Annotated in this window: 18 protein-coding genes; 7 read left to right on the top strand and 11 right to left on the bottom strand. The window is 70.5% G+C overall.

The window, feature by feature from the left end:
• Positions 1–39: 39 nt before the first annotated feature.
• The 4 genes from IZR02_RS07445 to IZR02_RS07460 form a co-directional block, all read right to left on the bottom strand.
• Positions 40–1,359, bottom strand: a complete 1,320-nt coding sequence (locus IZR02_RS07445) for an FtsX-like permease family protein (RefSeq protein ID WP_025103322.1) — start codon at positions 1,357–1,359, stop codon at positions 40–42.
• Entirely contained in the window at positions 1,356–2,051 is a 696-nt protein-coding gene (locus IZR02_RS07450) for an ABC transporter ATP-binding protein (protein WP_025103323.1), read from the bottom strand. The genes IZR02_RS07445 and IZR02_RS07450 overlap by 4 nt, the downstream gene beginning before the upstream one ends.
• 99 nt (positions 2,052–2,150) lie before the next feature.
• The gene (locus IZR02_RS07455; RefSeq protein WP_025103324.1) at positions 2,151–3,230 is read right to left on the bottom strand and encodes a GNAT family N-acetyltransferase; all 1,080 of its coding nucleotides are present in this window, start codon (positions 3,228–3,230) and stop codon (positions 2,151–2,153) included.
• Between the two features lie 109 nt (positions 3,231–3,339).
• On the bottom strand, positions 3,340–3,624 hold the full coding sequence (locus IZR02_RS07460; RefSeq protein ID WP_025103325.1) for a hypothetical protein: 285 nt from the start codon (positions 3,622–3,624) through the stop codon (positions 3,340–3,342).
• Positions 3,625–4,145: 521 nt separating this feature from the next.
• On the opposite strand from IZR02_RS07460, the gene smc reads away from it, so the two are divergent.
• Positions 4,146–7,691 carry a chromosome segregation protein SMC gene (smc, locus tag IZR02_RS07465; RefSeq protein ID WP_025103326.1) on the top strand — a complete coding sequence of 1,182 codons (3,546 nt, stop codon included), beginning with the start codon at positions 4,146–4,148 and terminating at the stop codon, positions 7,689–7,691.
• A 112-nt stretch (positions 7,692–7,803) separates the two neighbouring features.
• Here the strand turns inward: smc and IZR02_RS07470 are convergent, their stop codons facing one another.
• On the bottom strand, positions 7,804–8,481 hold the full coding sequence (locus IZR02_RS07470) for an alpha/beta hydrolase (protein WP_025103327.1): 678 nt from the start codon (positions 8,479–8,481) through the stop codon (positions 7,804–7,806).
• Between the two features lie 28 nt (positions 8,482–8,509).
• Between IZR02_RS07470 and ftsY the strand changes: the two genes are divergently transcribed.
• Positions 8,510–9,382, top strand: coding sequence for a signal recognition particle-docking protein FtsY (gene ftsY, locus IZR02_RS07475; RefSeq protein WP_025103328.1), 873 nt, complete (start codon positions 8,510–8,512; stop codon positions 9,380–9,382).
• Positions 9,383–9,425: 43 nt separating this feature from the next.
• Positions 9,426–9,926, top strand: a complete 501-nt coding sequence (locus IZR02_RS07480) for a DUF2004 domain-containing protein (RefSeq protein WP_025103329.1) — start codon at positions 9,426–9,428, stop codon at positions 9,924–9,926.
• Positions 9,927–9,936: 10 nt separating this feature from the next.
• Here the strand turns inward: IZR02_RS07480 and lipA are convergent, their stop codons facing one another.
• Together lipA and lipB are read right to left on the bottom strand one after the other, a co-directional pair.
• Positions 9,937–10,926 carry a lipoyl synthase gene (lipA, locus tag IZR02_RS07485; RefSeq protein ID WP_025103330.1) on the bottom strand — a complete coding sequence of 330 codons (990 nt, stop codon included), beginning with the start codon at positions 10,924–10,926 and terminating at the stop codon, positions 9,937–9,939.
• On the bottom strand, positions 10,923–11,573 hold the full coding sequence (lipB, locus tag IZR02_RS07490; RefSeq protein WP_025103331.1) for a lipoyl(octanoyl) transferase LipB: 651 nt from the start codon (positions 11,571–11,573) through the stop codon (positions 10,923–10,925). Before lipB ends, lipA begins: the two co-directional genes overlap by 4 nt.
• 87 nt (positions 11,574–11,660) lie before the next feature.
• On the opposite strand from lipB, the gene IZR02_RS07495 reads away from it, so the two are divergent.
• Together IZR02_RS07495 and ffh are read left to right on the top strand one after the other, a co-directional pair.
• Entirely contained in the window at positions 11,661–12,248 is a 588-nt protein-coding gene (locus tag IZR02_RS07495; RefSeq protein WP_025103332.1) for a TetR/AcrR family transcriptional regulator, read from the top strand.
• A gap of 148 nt (positions 12,249–12,396) precedes the next feature.
• Positions 12,397–13,959: a signal recognition particle protein gene (gene ffh, locus IZR02_RS07500; RefSeq protein ID WP_025103333.1), complete on the top strand. Its 1,563-nt coding sequence runs from the start codon at positions 12,397–12,399 to the stop codon at positions 13,957–13,959.
• Positions 13,960–13,971: 12 nt separating this feature from the next.
• Here ffh and IZR02_RS07505 read toward each other — a convergent pair whose 3' ends face one another.
• Positions 13,972–14,880: an EamA family transporter gene (locus tag IZR02_RS07505; protein ID WP_025103334.1), complete on the bottom strand. Its 909-nt coding sequence runs from the start codon at positions 14,878–14,880 to the stop codon at positions 13,972–13,974.
• A 78-nt stretch (positions 14,881–14,958) separates the two neighbouring features.
• On the opposite strand from IZR02_RS07505, the gene IZR02_RS07510 reads away from it, so the two are divergent.
• The gene (locus tag IZR02_RS07510) at positions 14,959–15,834 is read left to right on the top strand and encodes a LysR family transcriptional regulator (protein ID WP_217316589.1); all 876 of its coding nucleotides are present in this window, start codon (positions 14,959–14,961) and stop codon (positions 15,832–15,834) included.
• A gap of 161 nt (positions 15,835–15,995) precedes the next feature.
• Here IZR02_RS07510 and glpK read toward each other — a convergent pair whose 3' ends face one another.
• The 3 genes from glpK to IZR02_RS07525 all read right to left on the bottom strand — a co-directional run bounded on the left by glpK (position 15,996) and on the right by IZR02_RS07525 (position 20,104).
• Positions 15,996–17,510 carry a glycerol kinase GlpK gene (gene glpK, locus IZR02_RS07515; protein ID WP_025103335.1) on the bottom strand — a complete coding sequence of 505 codons (1,515 nt, stop codon included), beginning with the start codon at positions 17,508–17,510 and terminating at the stop codon, positions 15,996–15,998.
• Between the two features lie 36 nt (positions 17,511–17,546).
• Complete coding sequence (locus IZR02_RS07520; protein ID WP_025103336.1) at positions 17,547–18,302, bottom strand: MIP/aquaporin family protein; 756 nt, start codon at positions 18,300–18,302, stop codon at positions 17,547–17,549.
• Between the two features lie 92 nt (positions 18,303–18,394).
• Positions 18,395–20,104 (bottom strand): glycerol-3-phosphate dehydrogenase/oxidase, encoded by a 1,710-nt coding sequence (locus tag IZR02_RS07525; protein ID WP_025103337.1) that lies wholly within the window; start codon positions 20,102–20,104, stop codon positions 18,395–18,397.
• Between the two features lie 102 nt (positions 20,105–20,206).
• On the opposite strand from IZR02_RS07525, the gene IZR02_RS07530 reads away from it, so the two are divergent.
• The gene (locus tag IZR02_RS07530) at positions 20,207–21,178 is read left to right on the top strand and encodes a sugar-binding transcriptional regulator (protein ID WP_025103338.1); all 972 of its coding nucleotides are present in this window, start codon (positions 20,207–20,209) and stop codon (positions 21,176–21,178) included.
• The last annotated feature ends 8 nt before the right edge of the window (positions 21,179–21,186 follow it).

Consider the following 21,186-nt stretch of genomic DNA (forward strand, 5'->3'; position numbering starts at 1 on the left):
CGCGCGTGGCGGGCCGGACGGACCCGGCCCGCCACCGTCTCACGCCGGAGCGAAAGCCCGATCCAGCAGCGGGCGGGTCGCCCAGGTGCTCGCCCACACGACACCGATGCCGACGGCGACGACAGTCGCGATCGTCATCAGCGAGAGGGGCGCGACGATCAGCGCGATGCCCACCAGCGGGAACACGAGCACGGCAGCGCACAGCGCGGATCCGACCGCCGTGACCAGCAGTGGCGACATGATCGCGCGACGGCGCGCGCGGTCCACGGTCTCGACGGGCATGCCCAGATGGTGCAGGCTTTCGTGCAGGTCGCTCTTGTCGAGCACGTCCGAGGCCTGATTCACGCCGACGGAGGCGGCCACCATGAGGAACGACCCGATGAGGGTGATGATGAGCCCGGTGCGGATGTCCTCCGCGAGCGCAATGCTGGACGGATCGTCGCTCGCCCCGATCGTGTCGAGGAGCGCGACGCCGGTGCCCGCGAAGACGGCCATGAAGCTCGCCATCGCGATGCCGCCGACCTGACGCCAGGCCGCCTTCGGGGAGTCGAGAACGAGGCGGGCCGCGAGCAACCGCTCCGGGCGCTCCGCCCGCCGGAGCTGGCGCCCCGCCGAGACCTTCAGCACCCACGGACCGAGCAGATTGAGAACGCTCAGCGCGAGGGCGAACATCGCAGCGAGTACCGCGATCGTCGCCACGACCCCGCCGATCATCGGGAACACCTTGATGAGCGCGAACGCGATGGCGATGCCCGCGACCGCGATGACGGCGCGGATCCAGTGCACGTTCGTCGGCGCCGTGCGCGTGCGGACCCCGAGCGGCGAGATCACGACCCGACGCAGCCCCACGACGGCGCTGCCCGCGGCGAGCAGCAGGACGCCGCCCACGACGGCGGCGATCATCACCGGGGAGAGAACGACGGCAGCCAGGCCGAGCGGCTCGCCGCGGAACGGTATCAGACCGATGAGCGGACTCAGGGCCAGGTGACCCCCGATACCGATGACGGCGCCGGCGGCGGCGACGAGGACCGACTCGACCACCGTGGCCGTCGTCACACCACCCGGGGTCACCCCGAGCAGCCGCAGCGTGGATAGCCTTTCGTCGCGGCGCCGCGCGGACAACCGGGCGGCGGCGCCGCCGAGCGAGGTCAGCGGCACGACAAGCAGGACGAGAGCGATGGCGGCGAGGCCCTGATAGAGAACAGCCTCGTCGTCGGTCCAGGTCCAGAAGGCCTGGGCCCCGCCGACGACGGTGAGGACGAGGGTCGTGACCACCGCGAAGGCGACGATCGGCAGCGCGAGGACGCTGCGCTGGCCGGGAGCCGGGCGCAGGAGCAGGCCGAGGACGGAGAGATTCATGCGTTCACCGCCGAGCCGAGGATGCGGCCGTCCCTGACGGCGACGGTGCGCGTGCAGCGTGCGGCGACGTCGGCGTCGTGCGTGACGACGATGAGGGTGCGGCCCTGCCCGGTCGTGGACCAGAGGAGAGCGTCCATGACCTCGGCGGAGGTGTGCGAGTCCAGAGCGCCGGTCGGCTCGTCGGCGAAGACGAGGTCCGCACCCGTCGCCTGGGCTCTGGCGATGGCCACGCGCTGCGCCTGTCCTCCGGAGAGCTCGCCGATGCGCCGTTCCTCCATACCGCCGAGACCCAGCGCCGCGAGCCACGACGCCGCGTGGGGGAGGGCGTCCTTCTTGGCGACGCCGTTGATCATCGAGGCGAGGGCGACGTTCTCCACCGCCGTCAGCTCGGGGATCAGCAGTCCCTGCTGGAAGACGAACCCGAAGCGCTCGCGACGCAGCCGGGAGCGCGCCGCCTCACCCAGCGCGGTCACGTCGATGGCCGTGCCCGTCGAGGGCTGGAAGACCACGCGGCCGCTGTCCGGTGCGGTGATTCCCGCCAGCACATGCAGGAGCGTCGTCTTCCCCGAGCCCGACGCGCCCATGATGGCGACGGACTCGCCACGGTGCACCGCGAGGTCGACACCGGCGAGGGCGTGGGTGACGCCGTAGGTCTTGACGAGGGCGTGGGCTTCGATCACGGGAGTGTTCATGTTCCCAGCCTCGCCGCGGGGCCGTGCCGGTGTCGTCGGCCCGGCGGATGAAGCTGAGCGGTGGCCGTCATCCGGGAGGATGACGGCCACCGCTCGTCGTCAGATCTTCTTCTGCCACGCCCCTGCGTACGACACGGGCACGAAGCCGATCGCCTCGTTGATGTCGAGCATCGGCCGGTTCTCCTCCGCATTGAACGTCGAGACCACGGTCGACCCCGGGACGAGCTCCCGCCAGCGCAGGAGGTTGGCGCATTTGACGATCGTGCCGAGACGGTGGCCGCGGTGATCCTTCGCGACCAGCGTCCCGAACTGGTGGGTGGTCCCGGTCTTCTCCGCGCCGATCAGCAGCTCGTTGTACGCGACGAGCGTGCCGGACGGGACATGCTCCACCGCCACGACGGAGACGGTCTGACCAGCGCCCGTGAGACGCGCATCCCGGCGGATCACCCGCTCCGCGTCGTACACCTCGGCGACGAAATCCATATCGCCACTGGGCGCATCGGTCGACAGCCGGGCGAGGACGGCGGCATACCCGTCGCGGAGCTCCGGCGGGGTGGGCAGCTCCCACTCGACCACGCGGTAGTCCGGCCCCGCGGCCGCGAGGGCCGCGTCCAACGCCCGGCGCAGGGGCTCCGGATCGGCGCGCAGATCGAGTTCGCTGTTGCGCTCGGCCTGCTCCAGGGTGAAGCCGTGGGCCTCGACGACATCGCTCAGCGGTGTCGCCGGGATCCGTCCCCAGCCGGTCCGGGGCTGGAGCATGCGGTCGCCCTCCTCGGGCCGGTGCAGAGTCCAGATCTGCAGGACGCTCCGGCCGCGCGCCCTGGCCTCGGCCTCGGCGCGGTCGAGCAGCGCGTCCTCGACACCGCGTCCGGCGTGGGCGGCCGGGACGAGGAGATCGAGCTCGGCGGCGCGCGCGTCCTCCTCCTGCGGGAAGGACACCGTCACCATGCCGATGATGTCGTCCCCCTCCCTGGCGACGAATCCGAGGTCCAGCGCATCGGAGTCGTCCTGCCAGTTGGGCAGCATCTGCGCGGCGTCCGGGGCGAGGTCGGGGAGACCGACCTGCTCGTCGCAGATCCGTCGATTCAGGGCGCCGTACGCGCGGAAGTCCGCGGCGTTCGCATCGTCGAGGGTGGCCGGGACGATCAGCGGCGTGATCGTCAATGCGGCGGTCGTCATGTCAGGTCCTTCGTGTCGGAGGGAGGGGGAGGTGCCGGGTAACCCGGCGTCCGTCCGCGGGTGTACGGACGGACGCCGGGCCGGCGTCGATGCGGTCGTCATCGCCCGGTCAGCGCATCCCGCGCTGCATGTCGTACATGAGGAGGGCGTGCGACTCCGCGGCCGAACGGTGACGCTGCTCTCCGACGAGGAACAGGTCGCCGGGATCGACGGTCCACGACCGGCGCGGACGACGGGGCCGCTGCGCCCGCTGGAACAGCCAGAGGCCGATCCGGAGCGAGAGGCGGTCCGCGATGCCGAGCTCACGGAGCTCGTCGTCGCGGGGGATCTGGAGGACCTCGCGGTCCTCGGTATCGGGCGGATGGGTGGTGCTGCGTGACAGCGTGATGTTCACGATGGTTCCTTCGAAAGGGGTGGATGGGTGCGGAAGCACCACGTCAGGACCGAGTCGTCGGCCGCGGCGGGTGCGGACGAGAGCAGCGCCTGCGGAGCCGCGGAATGCGGAGGCCGGAGGCGGCGGGGATCCATGATCCGAGGGGATCAGAGGGTGGGACGCGACAGAACAGGCGGGAGAAGACCCGGATCGGGCCTGCGTTCCCAGGCTGCGGTTCTAGCGGAGCGAGCCGTGACGGACGCCGGCGGTCACCGATGCCGCGAGGCGCGGCGCGGAGTGCGCGGGCGCGGCGAGGCCAAAGACCTCTGCGGTGTGCTGAGTGATCATCATCGGTAACCTCCTTTCGTGTGGCGATCCGGAGGCCACCGTAGCGAAACTCTCAGGAGATCGTCAAGCATTTCGTGGTAGCACCGGCGTGTCGCGGTGGAGCCAGGGTCCGCGATGACCGCGCGGGATACCGGCCGTTCCGCGGGATTCCGGTAGCGTAGCGGCGTGAATCTCCCCGGACGAGCGGTCGCCCCATGCACCTGAAGAGCCTGACGCTCAAGGGGTTCAAGTCGTTCGCGCAGCCCACGACCTTCGTGTTCGAGCCCGGCGTCACGTGCATCGTCGGACCGAACGGCTCCGGCAAGTCCAATGTCGTCGACGCCCTCGCGTGGGTGATGGGGGAGCAGGGGGCGAAGACGCTCCGCGGCGGGAAGATGGAAGACGTCATCTTCGCCGGCACCTCGACCCGTGGTCCCCTCGGGCGCGCCGAGGTGCAGCTCACGATCGACAACGCCGACGGCGCGCTGCCGATCGAGTACGCCGAGGTCACCATCAGCCGCACGCTCTTCCGCAACGGCTCCAGCGAGTACGCCATCAACGGCGAGAGCTGCCGTCTGCTCGATGTGCAGGAGCTGCTCAGCGACTCCGGCCTGGGTAGGGAGATGCACGTCATCGTGGGTCAGGGTCGGCTCGACACCGTGCTCCAGGCCTCGCCGGAGGATCGACGCGGCTTCATCGAGGAGGCGGCCGGCATCCTCAAGCACCGTCGTCGCAAGGAGAAGACGCTGCGCAAGCTCGACGCGATGGAGGCCAACCTCACGCGTCTGAGCGACCTCGCCGGGGAGATCCGCCGACAGCTCAAGCCTCTCGGGCGCCAGGCGGAGATCGCGCGCGAGGCGCAGACCATCGCCGCCGTCGTGCGCGATGCCAAGGCCCGCCTGTTCGCCGACGACGTCGTGGCGCTGCGCACAGCCCTCGCGGACCACACCCGGACCGAGCAGGAGCGGCACACCGAGCGTCTCGTGCTGTCCGACCAGGCCGAGACGGTGCGCGCCGGGATCGCTCGGCTGGAGAAGAACCAGAACTCGATCGCGGTCGACGAGGCACGCAGCGTCGCGTTCGGACTCGAACAGGTGCAGGAGCGGATGCGCGGGCTGTACACGCTCGCCAACCAGCGCCTCGCCCTCCTCGGGTCCGAGGAGGACGACGCGGCCGTGACCGCGGTGACCGTCACGCAGGCGACCATCGACGAGGCGAAGGAGGACATCGAGACGATCTCCTCCGGCCTCGGCGACGCCCAGGACGCCGCGGCCGCCGCCAGCCGCGAGGTCGTGAACGCCCGTGCCGAGCTGGACACTCTCGACGTCGACATCGCGGAGCAGAGCGCGCTCGTCTCCGAGTACGACATGCGGCTCTCCTCGCTCCGCGGGAATGCCGATGCGGCCGCGTCCGCATTGGCCGCCGTCCGCGGGGCGGTGCTCCGTCAGGAGAACGCCCTCGAAGCAGCGCACGCCCGGCGGCGCGAGGCTGAAGAGGCCCTGGAGGCGATCGACGACGCGGAAGCTCCCGAGGGCACGGCCGTCGAGTATGCCGCGGCCTACGAGAGCGCTCAGCGTGCGGCGACGGCGGCGGAGGCGGAACGGGAGAGCCTTCGCGAGCGCCTGCACGCCGCGGAGCGCGAGGTCGACGCCCTCACGGCGAAGGCCGCCGCGTTGAGCAGTGCGCTGTCGCTCTCGGGAGGTGCCGCCGAGATCGTCGCGGAGGGCGGCCCCGGAATCCGCGGTCTCGTCGGCGATGCCGTGCAGGTGCGGGCGGGATACGAAGCCGCGATCGCGGCCGTGCTCGGTCCCCTGGCCGAGGGTGTGCTGGTCGGTTCCGCGGAGGACGCGTTCCTCCTGGCGGCGGAGGCCGCGGAGCGCCGCCGTGGGGTGGTCGACTTCGTGGTCGCCGAGGCCCCGAGGGAGCGGGCGCCGCATCCGGCCGTCGACGGCGTGATCGCCGCGACCGAGACGGTGACCGCGCCGGACGGCGTCCTCGGGATCCTGGCGCATGTGCTCATCGCCGACGACCTCGATGCGGCGCGGGCCGCACGGCGCGCTCTGGACGCGGCAGGTGACACCGCGACCACGATCGTGACGACCGGGGGCGACGTCATCACCGCCCAGACGCTGCGGACCGGCTCCGGAGGGGAGCGCTCTCGCCTCGAACTCGCGGCCGAGCGCGATGCCGCGACCGAGCGGCTCACCGAGATCCAGATCGTCGTCGACTCCCTGCGCGAGGCGCGCATCGACGCCGACGAGGCCGTGGAGGAGACGCGGCGGCAAGCGAAGGACGCGCTGCGCGCGCTCCGCGAGCACGACGCCGCCCTCGCGACGCACGCGGAGCAGGTCAACAAGGTGACCGTGCGCCATGAGGCCGCTGTCGCCGAATGCGACCGTCTCGAGACCGGCCTCGCCCAGGCGCAGGCCGCCGTGGCGGACGCGGAGGCGAAGGCGGAGACCGCGAAGGCGGAGCTCGACGCTGCCGTCGCGGCGCCGCGTCCGGTGCTCGACGCGTCGGCGCGGGATGGACTGCTCGAGGCGCTGGAGCGCGCCCGCGAGGGCGAGGTCCGCGCCCGCCTGGAGGTCGAGACCCTGCGTGAGCGTGTCCGTGCCGCGCAGTCCCGGGTGACCGCGTTGGAGCGGCAGCGCGAGCAGGAGCGGGACGCCGCCGCGGAGGCCGCCCGCCGCGCTGTCATCCGCCGGGCGCAGCGCGAGGCGGCGTCCGGAGTCGTGGACGAGCTGCCGCGCATCCTCGACTCCCTCGACCGCTCGGTCACCGAGGCCCGTGTCGCCCTGGCGGAGGCGGAAGCCGCGCGGTCGGCGCAGAACGAGGAACTGGTCGCTCTGCGCGCCCAGGAGTCGTCGCTGCGGGAGCGTCTGGCCGGGCTCACGGAGAGCGTGCACGGCCTGGAGCTGCAGATCCACGAGAAGAAGCTCCACCTGAACAGCCTCTTGGAGCGCGTGTCCTCGGAGCTCTCGCTGGACGAGGACGTGCTCGTCGCCGAGTACGGTCCTGATCAGCTCGTACCGCGGGATCCCGGGGCGGAGCCGGCCGACGGCGAACTGCTCGACGACACCGCGATCCCGTTCGACCGGCGCATCCAGCAGCGGCGCCTCGCGGACGCGGAGCGGAAGCTCGCCCAGCTCGGGCGGGTCAACCCGCTCGCGCTGGAGGAGTTCGCCGCCCTGGAGCAGCGCCACGCTTTCCTCACCACGCAGCTCGCGGACCTGACGCAGACCCGGCAGGACCTCTTGACGATCATCGCCGACCTCGACGAGCGCATGCAGACGATCTTCGCCAGCGCGTTCGAGGACACCAAGGAGGCGTTCGGTCAGGTCTTCCCGCTGCTGTTCCCCGGCGGCACGGGCAGCATCTCGCTGACCGATCCGGAGAACATGCTGACGACGGGGATCGAGGTCTCGGTCCGTCCCGTCGGGAAGAAGATCGAGCGGCTGTCGCTGCTGTCCGGCGGCGAGCGGTCGTTGGCCGCGGTGGCGCTCCTGGTGGCGATCTTCAAGGCGCGCCCCAGCCCGTTCTACATCCTCGACGAGGTCGAGGCCGCCCTGGACGACGCGAACCTCGGCCGGCTCCTCACGGTGTTCGAGCAGCTGCGCGAGAGCTCCCAGCTCCTCGTCATCACGCACCAGAAGCGGACGATGGAGATCGCCGACGCGCTCTACGGCGTGTCGATGCGTCAGGACGGGGTCTCCGCGGTGGTCGGGCAGCGCGTCGGCGACCGCGCCGCCGCCGCCGTCTGACTCACCCCGGGCACGACTGCGGAGATCGTGGCCCCCACCTGGCGTGTCGACGGTCGGATCCGGCGTGTCGCCCGCGGTCTCCGAAGCTGTGCTCGGACGGACCCGGGGCGGGTCACATCGTGAGGGACTGTTCGAATGCGGTCACGGCGGCGGGGAACCCGGGGTGGTCCTGGGGGCGGTGAGCGAAACCGGAGAGGACGATGTGCTCGGCCCCGATATCGACGAGCCGTCGGGCGATGAGCTCGTACTCCTCGTTCCAGCCGCCGGTGACCACGAGGGTCGGCACCCCGGCGAGAGAATGCTCCCGGATGCCGTGTCCCCAAGGGAGATTCGCGGTTGCCCAGTGCTCCGCGACCGCGCGTTCGTCCGGCCAGGACTCGCGGTCCAGCGGGCCGCTGAACATGAGCGGGCGCAGGATCGACCAGAAGCCGTAGAGGTCGTCCTCGGCCGCGCGTGATCGCGCCTCCGTGACCACGGCGATATGCCGCTCGATCGGTGCGTCACCGCGAGCGATGTCGTACAGGGCGGGCTCGACGAGGACGAGGCCCGACACCCGCAGACCGTCGGCGAGGGCGCGGACGGCGGTCACCGCGCCGATGGAGTGGGCGAACAGGAGCGGCGTCCGGTCACGTTCTTCCTCGACGAGAGCGCCCGCCTGCGCTTCGACGGACGACTCCGGCGGGAAGCTGAGGAAGGTCCCCGACTCCGGACCCTGCGAGGGCCATGCGGCGGTGCCGAGCCTCCCGGCGCCATGGAGGAACACCCGGTGCGGGAGCGGCGCGCGGTGCATCCCTGGATGCTACCCGTAGGCTGGACGCATGGCAGAGAAGTCCTGGTCTCTCGGTCGCGCGCTGCGCGGCATGTTCGTGAAGCCCACCATCGACGAGACGACGTGGGAAGACCTGGAGACGGCGCTGATCACGGCGGACTTCGGCCCCGACATCAGCGAGCGCATCGTCGAAGAGCTGCGCGACAAGGTCGCGAAGTACCGCACCACCGACCCCAAGGACCTCCAGCGCATGCTGCGGGAGACCCTGGAGGAGCACTTCGCGAAGTTCGACACCACGCTCAAGCTCACCGAGCGCCCGGCCGTGGTCCTCGTCGTCGGGGTGAACGGCGTGGGCAAGACGACCACGATCGGGAAGTTCACGAAGTTCCTCCGCGGGTACCAGCGGAGCGTGGTCGTCGGCGCCGCCGACACCTTCCGTGCCGCCGCCGTCGACCAGCTCGCCACCTGGGCCCAGCGCGGGGGAGCGGCGATCGTCCGCCCGCAGCAGGAAGGCCAGGACCCGGCTTCCGTCGCCTTCCAGACCGTCGAGTACGCGAAGCGCGAGGGGATGGAGATCGCGATCATCGACACGGCGGGACGTCTGCACACCAAGGGCGGACTCATGGACGAACTGGGCAAGATCCGCCGTGTCGTGGAGAAGCAGGCTCCCATCAGCGAGGTGCTTCTGGTCCTCGATGCGACGACGGGGCAGAACGGCGTCATGCAGGCGGAGACCTTCCTGCAGCACGCCGGCGTCACAGGTCTCGTGCTCACCAAGCTCGACGGCTCGGCCAAGGGCGGCTTCGTGCTCGCGGTGCAGGAGCGCACGGGCATCCCGGTGAAGCTCCTCGGCCAGGGCGAGGGCATCGACGATCTGACCGGTTTCACGCCGCACGTCTTCGTGCAGGCGCTGGTCGGCTGACACAGGGCTTCCGCCCCGAGCACCAGGCTGGTTTCATAGCGTTATGGCGATCGAACACGACTACTTCGGACTGCTGTCGTCGGGCCCCGACGGCTCGATCTTCTGGTCGGAGACGGTCGAGCTCGGCGACCAGAGCGTCACGGTGGACCTGACGGCCCCGGACCAGGACGACGTCTCCGCCGACGCCCTCGACATCGCCGCCGGGCTCATCGCCGGCCTGGAGAACGTGGACGCGACCGCACGGCGCGGGATGCTCGCCGAGGTGGACGACCGCACGAGCGAGGTGACCGAGTACATCCTGCAGCAGCAGGAGGCGTTCGGCGACGACCTCCCCGACGTCCTCATCGACGTGTCCGGGGACGCGGCCGTGGACATCATCCGATCGCTGCGCCTGATGAGCATGACGATCCTCGCGGACGAGCACGGCGGCTCCGAGCCGTTCGCGGTGCTGGAGTACGCGCTCGACGACAGCGCCACCGACGACGTGCTGCTCGTGAACCTGGGCTCCGACGGCAGCGTGCAGTCGGTCATGAGCGCCGACTGACCGCCGCTGGTCAGACCGCCTGCGCGAAGCCGAGGTCGGCGCTCTCCGCGATGTGCGCGAGGTGCGCGGGGATCTCCCGTCCCTTCGAGGTCATCGACTGCGCCCAGAGCCGTCCGGCCCGGTACGAGGAGCGCACCAGCGGCCCGGCGAGCACACCGAGGAAGCCGATCCGCTCCGCCTCCTCCTTGAACTCGACGAACTCGGCCGGCTTCACCCACCGCGACACCGGGAGATGACGCGGCGTCGGGCGGAGGTACTGGGTGATGGTGATGATGTCGCAGCCGGCGTCGTGGAGGTCCTGCAGCGCCTGGACGACCTCCTCCGGCTCCTCGCCCATGCCGAGGATGAGGTTCGACTTCGTGATGAGTCCGGCGTCGCGGGCCTGCGTGAGCACGTTCAGCGACCGCTCGTAGCGGAACGCGGGGCGGATGCGCTTGAAGATGCGAGGCACCGTCTCCACGTTGTGCGCGAAGACCTCGGGGCGTGCGTCGAAGATCTGGCCGAGGAACGCCGGGTCGGCGTTGTGCTCGTTGGCCAGCAGTTCCACGCCGGTGTTCGGGTTCAGCTCGTGGATCTTGCGCACCGTCTCGGCGTTCAGCCAGGCACCGGTGTCGGGGAGGTCGTCGCGGGCCACGCTCGTGACGGTCGCGTAGCGGAGGTTCATCCGCTGCACGCTCTCGGCGACGCGTCGCGGCTCGTCGGTGTCGTAGTCGGCGGGCTTGCCGGTGTCGATCTGGCAGAAGTCGCAGCGACGCGTGCACTGCGACCCCCCGATGAGGAACGTCGCCTCGCGGTCCTCCCAGCACTCGTAGATGTTCGGGCAGCCGGCCTCCTGGCACACCGTGTGCAGATCCTCGCTCTTCACGAGCGAATGTAGCGCCGAGTACTCCGGCCCCATCTTGGCTTTCGTCTTGATCCACTCGGGCTTGCGCTCGATCGGGGTCTCGGCGTTGCGGATCTCGAGGCGGAGGAGCTTGCGCCCCTCGGGTGCGGCGGTCATGCCGGGACTCCTGTCAGGTCGGGTGCGTGCGCGGTGCGGAAGGCGTCCTGCACGGCGTCGACGAGGTCGAGCGGGCCGACCACGCGGCCGGACACCTCGCTCACCGTGGTCACGCCGGCGTCGGTGATGCCGCAGGGGATGATGTCGCGGAAGGGGGCGAGACTGTTGTCGCAGTTGATGGCGAAGCCGTGCATGGTCACGCCCTGCTGCACCCGCACGCCGATCGCGGCTACCTTGTCCTCCGAGAGCGGTCGGCGCACCCACACACCGCTGCGCCCCTCGACCTGGTGCCCGTCGACCCCGAACGGACGCAGCACCTCGATGAGGATCCGCTCCAGACGCCGGACGTGTGCGACCACGTCCATCGGCTCCGGCAGCCGGAAGATCGGATAGCCGACGAGCTGCCCCGGCCCGTGCCAGGTGATCTTCCCGCCGCGGTCGACGTCGATGACCGGGGTCCCGTCCTGGGGGCGCTCGTGGTCCTCCGTGCGCTTGCCCGCGGTGTAGACGGCCGCGTGCTCGAGCAGGATGAGCGTGTCAGGGCGGGCACCGGACACGACGTCCGCGTGCACGCGGCGCTGCAGGGCCCAGCCGTCGGGATAGGGGACAGGGGTCGGCATGAAGCCGGGGGTGAGGATGTCGAGCATGCGTCGTCGCTTCCCTCTAATACATGGATTGCGTCCAACAATACATCCTCGTCCGGGGTGCGGCGCGGCGCGCGGTACCGTGAAGTCATGAACCGGACTGGTCGCGCCGGCCGCCCGAAGGCCTCCTCGCGCGAGACCCTCGCCGAGGCCGCCTGCGAGCTCTTCCTGGAGCGCGGGTACGAGGCCACGTCCATCGCGGACATCACGCAGCGGGCGGGGGTCAGCCGGTCGAGCTTCTTCAACTACTTCACGTCCAAGAGCGACGTGCTGTGGTCGGGTATCGATGAGCGCATCGGCGTCGCCATCACCGCGCTGGACGACCTCGGCCGCGAGGCCACGGGGGAGCGGGTGCGGCTGATCCTCCACGGCATCGTGCAGGACTTCGCGCCGGATCCTCTGGCGCTGGCCCTGCGGAACGCGGCGGCCATGGCCCTCGAGGAGGAGCTGGTGCGGGAGACGGGCGTCCGTCTGGCCCGCCTCTCCGCCGCCATCTCCCGAGCGGCGTGCGCGGCCGGGATCGACGTCATGCGCGCCGACGTGCTCGGGGCCGCGCAGGCGGCCGCTGTCATGTCGGCGCTCCGGGTGTGGGCGGAGGAGGGCGCCGGCCGCGGCACTCCGGAGTCCGTGCTGCACGAGGCCCTCGCCCGCGTGCACGATCTCCCCTGGCGGGACTGACCGCGGTCGCGAGACCCCGGTTTCGCGCCGAGGCCCCGGCGTGCTCACGCATGCCGGGCGGGGTCTCGACAGCGAGGCGGGGTTTCGGCGAGCCGCCTCCGTGCCGCGCTGAGCGTGGAGGCTCCGCTCGCGTAGAATCGTAGGCACCATGGCTACCTTTGGCACGCTCTCCGATCGGCTCACCGACACCTTCCGCAACCTGCGCACGAAGGGAAAGCTCACCGCCGCCGACGTCGACGGCACGGTGCGCGAGATCCGTCGCGCCCTGCTCGATGCCGACGTCGCGCTCGCGGTCGTCAAGGACTTCACCGCCAAGGTGCGCGAGCGCGCTCTCGGCGACGAGGTCAACAAGGCGCTGAACCCCGCGCAGCAGGTGGTGCAGATCGTCAACGAGGAACTCGTCCAGATCCTCGGCGGTGAGCAACGGCGCCTGCAGTTCGCCAAGACGGCGCCGACCGTGATCATGCTCGCCGGCCTCCAGGGTTCGGGAAAGACGACGTTCGCCGGCAAGCTCGCCAAGCAGCTCGAGAGCGAGGGTCACACGCCGCTCCTCGTGGCGGCCGATCTCCAGCGTCCGAACGCCGTGAACCAGCTCCAGGTGGTCGCAGAGCAGGCCGGAGCCACCGTGTACGCGCCCGAGCCCGGCAACGGCGTCGGCGATCCCGTGAAGGTTTCGCGCGACGGTGTCGAGCACGCCCGCCGGCAGCAGCACGACGTGGTCATCATCGACACCGCCGGCCGCCTCGGTGTCGACGCCGAGCTCATGAAGCAGGCCGCCGACATCCGCAAGGCGGTCAACCCGGACGAGGTGCTCTTCGTCATCGACGCGATGATCGGTCAGGACGCCGTCAACACCGCCAAGGCCTTCCAGGAGGGCGTGGACTTCACCGGCGTCGTGCTCTCCAAGCTCGACGGCGACGCGCGAGGCGGAGCGGCGCTGTCGGTCGCCTCGGTCACGGGTCGCCCGATCATCTTCGCCTCCACGGGCGAGCGGCTGGAAGACCTCGAGCCGTTCCACCCCGACCGGATGGCGAGCCGCATCCTCGACCTCGGCGACATCCTCACCCTCATCGAGCAGGCCCAGCAGGCCTTCGACGAGGAGGAGGCACGCAAGGTCGCGGAGAAGCTCGCGAACGAGGCCTTCACCCTGGAGGACTTCCTCGAGCAGCTCCAGCAGATGAAGAAGATGGGCTCGATGAAGAAGATGCTCGGGATGCTCCCGGGCATGGGCCAGATGAAGCAGCAGCTCGAGGACTTCGACGAGCGCGAGATCGACCGCACCGAAGCCATCATCCGGTCCATGACGCCGGTCGAGCGTCGCAACCCCAAGATCCTCAACGGCTCGCGCCGTCTGCGCATCGCGCGCGGTTCCGGCATGACCGTCACGGACGTCAATCAGCTTGTCCAGCGCTTCGAGCAGGCCGCGAAGATGATGAAGACGGTCGCCCGTGGCGGCACGCCGAACATCCCCGGCATGGGCCCGGTGCCCGGCATGGGCAAGCCCGGCGCCTCGTCGAAGCGCGGCAAGAAGGGCAAGGGTGGCGGCGGCAACCGCTCCCGCTCCGGCAACCCCGCGAAGCGCGCGGCGGAGAACGCCGGCCTCGCGGCCTCGTCGGCACCGACCGGCTCGGGCTTCGGCCTCGGCGGGGGAGGCGCGGCCCCCTCGGAGGCGGACCTCGCTGAGATCCAGAAGCTGTTCGGCAAGGGCTGAGCGGCCGGGACCTCAGCGCACGGCGACCGGCGCGGCCGAAGGATCGACCGTGGTCGCGGGCGTGCCTCGCGGCCGTGCCGCGAACTGCCCGCCGACGAGGGCGGCGAGCGTGATCACGATGCCCGCCACCTGGACCAGGGTGAAGCTCTCGCCGACCACGAGCACGCCGAGCAGCGTCGCGACGATCGGTGAGAGCAGCGCGAGGAGCCCGGGCACGATCACGGGCAGGCGCTGGATCCCGCGGAACCACAGTGTGTACGCGACGATCCCTCCCGCCGTCGCGAGCCAGAGATAGCCGAGGAGCGCATCGGCGTCGAGGGCAGGAGGCGGGCCCTCGACCGCGAAGGTGAGGGGGAGCAGCAGCAGTCCTCCCGCGGTGAGCTGCCAGCCCGCGTAGGCCACGGGACCGACACCGGCGGGGCGTCCCCAGCGCTTGGTGAGGATCATCCCGAGGCCGGTCGCGGTCACCCCGCCGAGAGCCGCGACGAGGCCCCAGAAGTCCAGCGCGGCGGCCGGGCCGAGGACGACGAGGGCGACCCCCGCCGCTCCGGCGACGGCGGCGGCCGCGGAGATCGGTCGGACACGTTCCCCGAGCACGAGCGCTCCGAGTCCCAGGACGATGAGCGGCTGCGCCCCGGCGACGGCGGCGGCGACCCCACCGGGGAGGCGCTCGGCCGCGAGGAACAGCAGCGGGAAGAACGCGCCGATGTTGAGGGCGCCGAGCACGACGACCTTGCCCCACCAGGCGCCGTGCGGCAGACGCCGGGCCAGCAGCACCGCGAGGAGACCCGCAGGAAGCGAGCGGAGGAGGCCGGCGAGGAGCGGATGCCCGGCGGGGAGCAGCTCCGTCGTCACCAGGTAGGTCGTACCCCACGCCGCGGGCGCGAGGGCCGTGACGAGGGTGAGCGTGAGGCGGTTCATGCTCCCAGCCTGCGCGCCGCATTCAGATGAGTCCAACGCATTGTTGTCACGCTATCCATGACGAGCGATCATGGAGTCATGGAACTCCAGCAGCTGCGATATGTCGTCGCCGTGGCGGACACCGGCTCGTTCACCCGCGCGGCGGAGCGCTGTCAGGTCACGCAGTCGGCGCTCAGCCATCAGGTCGCCGCACTCGAACGCGAGCTGGGCGTGCGGCTGTTCGCGCGCACCAGTCGCAGCGTCCGTGCGACCGAGTCCGGAGAGGCGTACCTCCGCTCAGCGCGTCTCGCCGTGCGCGCCGCGGATCAGGCACGGGAGGATGCCGCGGCCGCTGCGGGCGAAGTCGTCGGAACGCTCCGACTCGGGATCATCCCCACGGTGACCGCCGTCGATGTCCCCGCGCTCCTCGTGGCCTATCGCACCGCGCATCCGGCCGCCCGCGTGGAGCTCCGCGAAGGGAACAGCGACGGCCTCATGGCTGCGATCCGTCAGGGCGACCTCGATGTCGCCTTCCTCGGGCTTCGGGAGGGCGTGGAGCCCCAGGGTGTGGCGTCCCGACCCCTGTCACACGAGCCGCTGGTAGCGGTGCTGCCTCGCGGGCACCACCTCGCCGCGAAGCGGAGGGTGCGGCTGAGCGACCTCGCGGACTCCGCTTTCGCCGACTTCCCCGCCGGAACCTCAGGACGCGCGCAGAGCGACGCGGCATTCCTGTCCGCGCGGCTCGTGCGGGACGTGGCCTTCGAATCCGACACAGCCCCGAGTCTGATCGGCCTGGTCGCTGCGGGCCTCGCCGTCACGCTGCTCGCGCCCGGGGTGGTGCGGGGCTATCGAGACGTCGTCGACACGGTGGCCATCCAGGACGGCCCCGTTCGTGTCGAGCACCTGGCCTGGGACGCCGCCGCACCGCGCAGCGCCGCCCGCGCCTTCCTCGACATCGTCGCCACGGCCTCCTGAGACCCTGTTCCGGCTGCACGACCCGCGAACGGATGCACGACGGAACCCCCGGAACGGGCGGGCCACCATATCCCGATCGTGCAGGCGACTCGGCAGAACGTTGAGCCGGAGACGACGAAGCGGGCCCGGGAAGAACCCGGACCCGCCTCATCGTGTGGTGATCAGCGCACGTCGTCGTCGACCCAGTCCATCGACTTCGTGACGGCCTTGCGCCACAGGCGCAGCTGACGGTCGCGCTCGGCCTCGTCGAGCGTGGGCTCCCAGCGGCGGTCCTCCTGCCAGTTCGCGGACAGGTCGTCGAGGTCGCTCCAGAAGCCGACCGCGAGGCCCGCGGCGTAAGCCGCACCGAGCGCAGTGGTCTCCGCCACGACCGGCCGCACGACCGGGACGCCGAGGATGTCGGCCTGGAACTGCATGAGCGCGTCGTTGGCGACCATGCCGCCGTCGACCTTGAGCTCGCTGAGATCCACTCCGGCGTCCGCGTTGACCGCGTCGAGCACGTCGCGGGTCTGGAAGGCCACGGCCTCCAGCGCAGCGCGCGCGATGTGGTTCTTGTTCGCGTAGCGGGTGAGGCCGACGATCGCGCCACGGGCGTCCGGACGCCAGTACGGTGCGAACAGACCCGAGAACGCCGGGACGATGTACACGCCGCCGTTGTCCTCGACCTTCTCGGCCAGCTCCTCGACCTCAGGGGCGGAGGAGATGATGCCGAGCTGGTCGCGCAGCCACTGGATGAGCGAGCCGGTGACGGCGATCGACCCCTCCAGCGCGTAGTGCGTGGGCTGGTCGCCGAGCTTGTATCCGACGGTGGTGAGCAGCCCGTTCTTCGAGCGGACGATCTCCTCGCCCGTGTTGAAGATGAGGAAGCAGCCCGTGCCGTAGGTGTTCTTGCTCTCGCCCTTCTGGAACGCGGCCTGCCCGAACGTCGCCGCCTGCTGGTCGCCGAGGATGCCGGCGATCGGCGTCTCGCGCAGCAGCGACGAGCTCTCGGCGGCACCGTAGACCTCGGAGGATGAGCGGATCTCCGGCATCATCGAGCGCGGCACACCGAACGCCTCGAGGATGTCGTCACGCCATTCCAGCGTCTCGAGGTCCATGAACATCGTGCGCGAGGCGTTCGTCACGTCGGTCGCGTGCACGCCGCCGTCGATGCCGCCGGTCAGGTTCCACAGGACCCAGGTGTCGGTCGTGCCGAAGAGCAGGTCTCCAGCCTCGGCCTTCTCGCGGGCCCCCTCGACGTTCTCCAGGATCCAGGTGATCTTGGTGCCGGAGAAGTAGGTCGCCAGCGGGAGGCCGACGATCGACTTGAACCGGTCGACGCCCTCGTCGCCCGCGAGGCGGTTGACGATCTCCTGCGTGCGGGTGTCCTGCCAGACGATGGCGTTGTAGACCGGCTTGCCCGTGGTCTTGTCCCACACGACGGCCGTCTCGCGCTGGTTCGTGATGCCCACGGCGGCGATGTCGTGGCGGGTCAGATCGGCGCGCCCGAGGGCCAGACCGATCACCTCCTGGACGTTGCGCCAGATCTCGGCGGCGTCGTGCTCCACCCAGCCGGCCTTGGGAAGGATCTGCTCGTGCTCCTTCTGGCCGGTGGCGACGATGCTGCCCTTCTTGTCGAAGATGATCGCGCGGCTCGACGTCGTTCCCTGGTCGATCGCGATGATGTAGTCAGCCATGTGTTCTCCTTTGAATTCCCGAGCGGTTGAGGGGGATCAGCCGGCGAGGCTGAGCAGGCCGGGGGCGGCGAGGGCGGCGATGACACCACCGATGAGCGGACCGACCACGGGCACCCACGAGTAGGACCAGTCGCTGGAACCCTTGCCCTGGATCGGGAGGATCGCGTGGGCGATGCGGGGACCGAGGTCACGAGCCGGGTTGATGGCGTAGCCGGTCGGGCCACCGAGCGACGCACCGATGGCGACCACCAGCAGGGCCACCGGGAGAGCCGTGAGCGGGCCGAGGCCACCGGGCGTGCCGACCTCGATGTCGCCGTAGTCCGCGAACGCGAAGATGACGAAGACGAGGACGAAGGTGCCGATGATCTCGGTGACGAGGTTCCAGCCGTAGGAGCGGATGGCGGGGCCGGTGGAGAAGACGCCGAGCTTGTTGGCGGCCTCCGGCTCCTCGTCGAAGTGCTGCTTGTAGGCGAGCCAGACGACGATCGCGCCGATGATCGCGCCGAGGAGCTCCGCGGCGGTCGCGGTGAGGAACATCGCGAAGGTGATCTTGCCGGCGACCAGCAGGCCGATGCCGACGGCCGGGTTCAGGATGGCACCGGAGTACGCCGAGACGAGCACACCCGCGAACACCGCGAGACCCCATCCCCAGTTGACCATCAGGAAGCCGCCGCCGAAGCCCTTGTTCTTCGCCAGGGCGACGTTCGCGACCACACCGCAACCGAGCAGGACCAGCATCGCGGTGCCGACGAGCTCGGAGAGGAAGTAGAGACCGAGATTGACGTCAGTCATGTCTTCGTTGACCTTTCTTGCGGGTCGGGGCCCCTCTGCCCCGACCCCTTATGGGGTAGCACCGCGAGGAGGGCGCGGTGGTCGGAGCCCCGTCAGCCGCGGGCGCGGGACGGGATGTGGAGTCCGTGTCGCTCGTTCAGCAGCACACGCGTCTGCTCCACCTCGGCGTCGTGACGCTCGCGGTCCCATCCGAGGAGGGGAGCCAGGGCGTCGGCGATCTCGTCGAGCACCTCTGCCCGGGCACCGCCGGTGAAGGCGATGCTGGTGCGGCGGAGGATGACGTCCTCGAGACGGGTGACCATCTCCTCGTTCACCATCCACTCCAGCTCGCGCGTCGACAGGTCGCCGCCGGCGAGGGGCGCGTCGTCCCCCTGCTCGACGAAGGCCCACACGGCCGCCGCCCGGGTGCCGTAGCGCGCGAGGAGCTGCTCGGCGCGAGTGCCGGCGCCGGGGAGGTTCTCCTGGATCCAGATCCGCTTCGCCTTCTCGGTACGCGGGAACTCGCGTCCGCCGCCGATCGCGCGACCCGCCGTGGACACGGTGCGCGTGCGGCCGAGGAGGCCGAGCACCGTGTCGGAGAGGGACTCGCCCAGGGCGCGGAACGTGGTCCACTTGCCGCCGACCAGGCTCACCAGCGGGACGGCGCCCTGGCGGTCGACCTCGACGCGGTAGTCGCGCGAGACGAAGCCGGGAGCGGTGTCCTCGTGGCGGGGGAGCGGGCGGATGCCGGAGAAGTTGTAGACGATCTGCTCACGCGTCACCGCGATGGACGGGAACACATGGTGGACGAGGTCGAAGAAGTAGTCGATCTCCTCCTCCGTGCACACCGGCACCTCGCGCGGGTCGGCATCGATGTCGGTGGTGCCGACGAGGACGCGGCCCTTGAGCGGGTAGATCAGCACGATGCGGCCGTCGGAGTGCTCGAAGAAGATCTCACGACCCCGCGTCGCCGCCAGCAGCTCGGGGTTGTCGAGCACGATGTGCGATCCCTTGGTGCCGCCCATGAAGTGCGTGTCGGTGCCGAGGGCGTCGTTCGTGAGGTCGGTCCAGGGGCCGGAGGCGTTCACGACGACATCGGCGGTCACGGTGAACTCGGTGCCGCTCTCGCGGTCCCGGAGCGTGATCTGCTCGCCGTCGCGGCCGATCGCCTCGACGTAGTTCAGTGCCACGGCACCGGGGTGCGCGGCGCGGCCGTCCTGCAGCACATCGAGCGCGAGGCGCTCGGGGTCGTGCATCGACGCGTCGTAGTACGTGGCCGTGTACTTGATCTTCCGATCCATCGACGGCAGCTCCGCGAGGGACTTCTTGCGGCCGAGGAAGCGGTGGCGGGGCACGGTGCCGCCGTCGCGGGAGAACGTGTCGTAGATCGTGAGGCCGACCTTGATGAGGAAGGCGCCGCGCTCCTTCGGCTTCCCGCTCTTGTGCGTGAGGAAGCGGAGCGGAGCGGAGAGGATCCCGGAGAACGTGGAGTAGATCGGGATCGTCGTCTGCAGCGGCTTGACGTAGTGCGGAGCGATCTTGAGCAGACCGTTGCGCTCCTCCACCGACTCCCGGACGAGGCGGAACTCGCCGTTCTCCAGGTAGCGGATGCCGCCGTGGATCATGTGGCTCGACGCCGCGGAGGCACCGGAGGCGAAGTCGCCGCGCTCGACGAGGACGACGTCGACGCCCTGCAGGGCCAGGTCGCGGAACGTGGAGATGCCGTTGATGCCGCCGCCGATGACGAGGACACTGGTGCGCCCGGATTCGCGGAGCGCGCGGACCGCGTCCCGCTCCGGGGACGTGTGGGTGGAATCGATCATCGTCGACCCTCTCTTCCTTGCTTGCCACCAGCATCGACCTCCGTGACGCCGCGCGCAAGCTCGCTGCACATATGTGCAAGGATCGAGGGAGAGGAGGTCATCATGGCGGGATCCGGAGCGCCATCGCGCGACGGCAAGCTGGTCGCCGCGCTCACCGCTGCGCAGCTCTACTACATGCAGGACAAGACCATGGAGGTCATCGCGCAGGAGCTCGGCACCTCGCGATCGTCCGTGTCGCGGCTGCTCAGCTTCGCGCGGGAGAGCGGCCTCGTCGACATCCGCATCAACTCGCCGCTGGAGCGCCTCGGGATGCTCGAGCAGCGCATCAGGGACCGGCACCGGGTGGTGGCGCACGTGGTGCCGATGGCCGAGATCGTCAGCGAGGTCGAACGTCTGGAGCGCGTCGCTCTGACCGCGGGACGACTCCTCTCGCAGTTCGTGGACTCGAACATGATCGTCGGCGTCGCGTGGGGATCGACGATCAGCGCGGTCAGCCGCGGTCTCACCCAGAAGGAGACGCACAACACGACGTTCGTGCAGCTCAACGGCGCCGGGAACACCCAGACCAGCGGTGTGGAGTACTCCAGCGACATCCTGCAGCGCTTCGGGAGCGCGTTCGGGGCGCAGGTGCAGCAGTTCCCGGTCCCCGCGTTCTTCGACGACCCCGCCACTCGCGAGGCGATGTGGCGTGAGCGCAGCACCCGGCGCGTCCTCGACCTGCAGGCGAAGATGGACATCGCCGTGTTCAGCCTCGGGTCCCCGGCCGCGGAGGTGCCCAGCCGGGTGTACGTCGGCGGCTACCTCGGTCGGGAGGACTACCGCAGTCTGCGGGAGGACCACGCGATCGGCGACGTGGCGACGGTCTTCTTCCGCGCCGACGGCTCCTGGCGCGACATCCGGCTCAATGCGCGGGCGACGGGGCCGGGCCTCGATCGGCTGCGGCGCGTGCCGAGGCGGGTCTGCGTCGTCTCCGGCGTGCCCAAGCTCGCGAGCCTGCGCGCGGCGATCGCGGCCGAGCTCATCACCGACGTGGTCCTGGACGAGGGGCTCGCGCGCCGGCTCGTCGAGGATTGAGTCGCGTT

Source organism: Microbacterium paraoxydans (genome assembly GCF_019056515.1).
Lineage (GTDB): Bacteria > Actinomycetota > Actinomycetes > Actinomycetales > Microbacteriaceae > Microbacterium.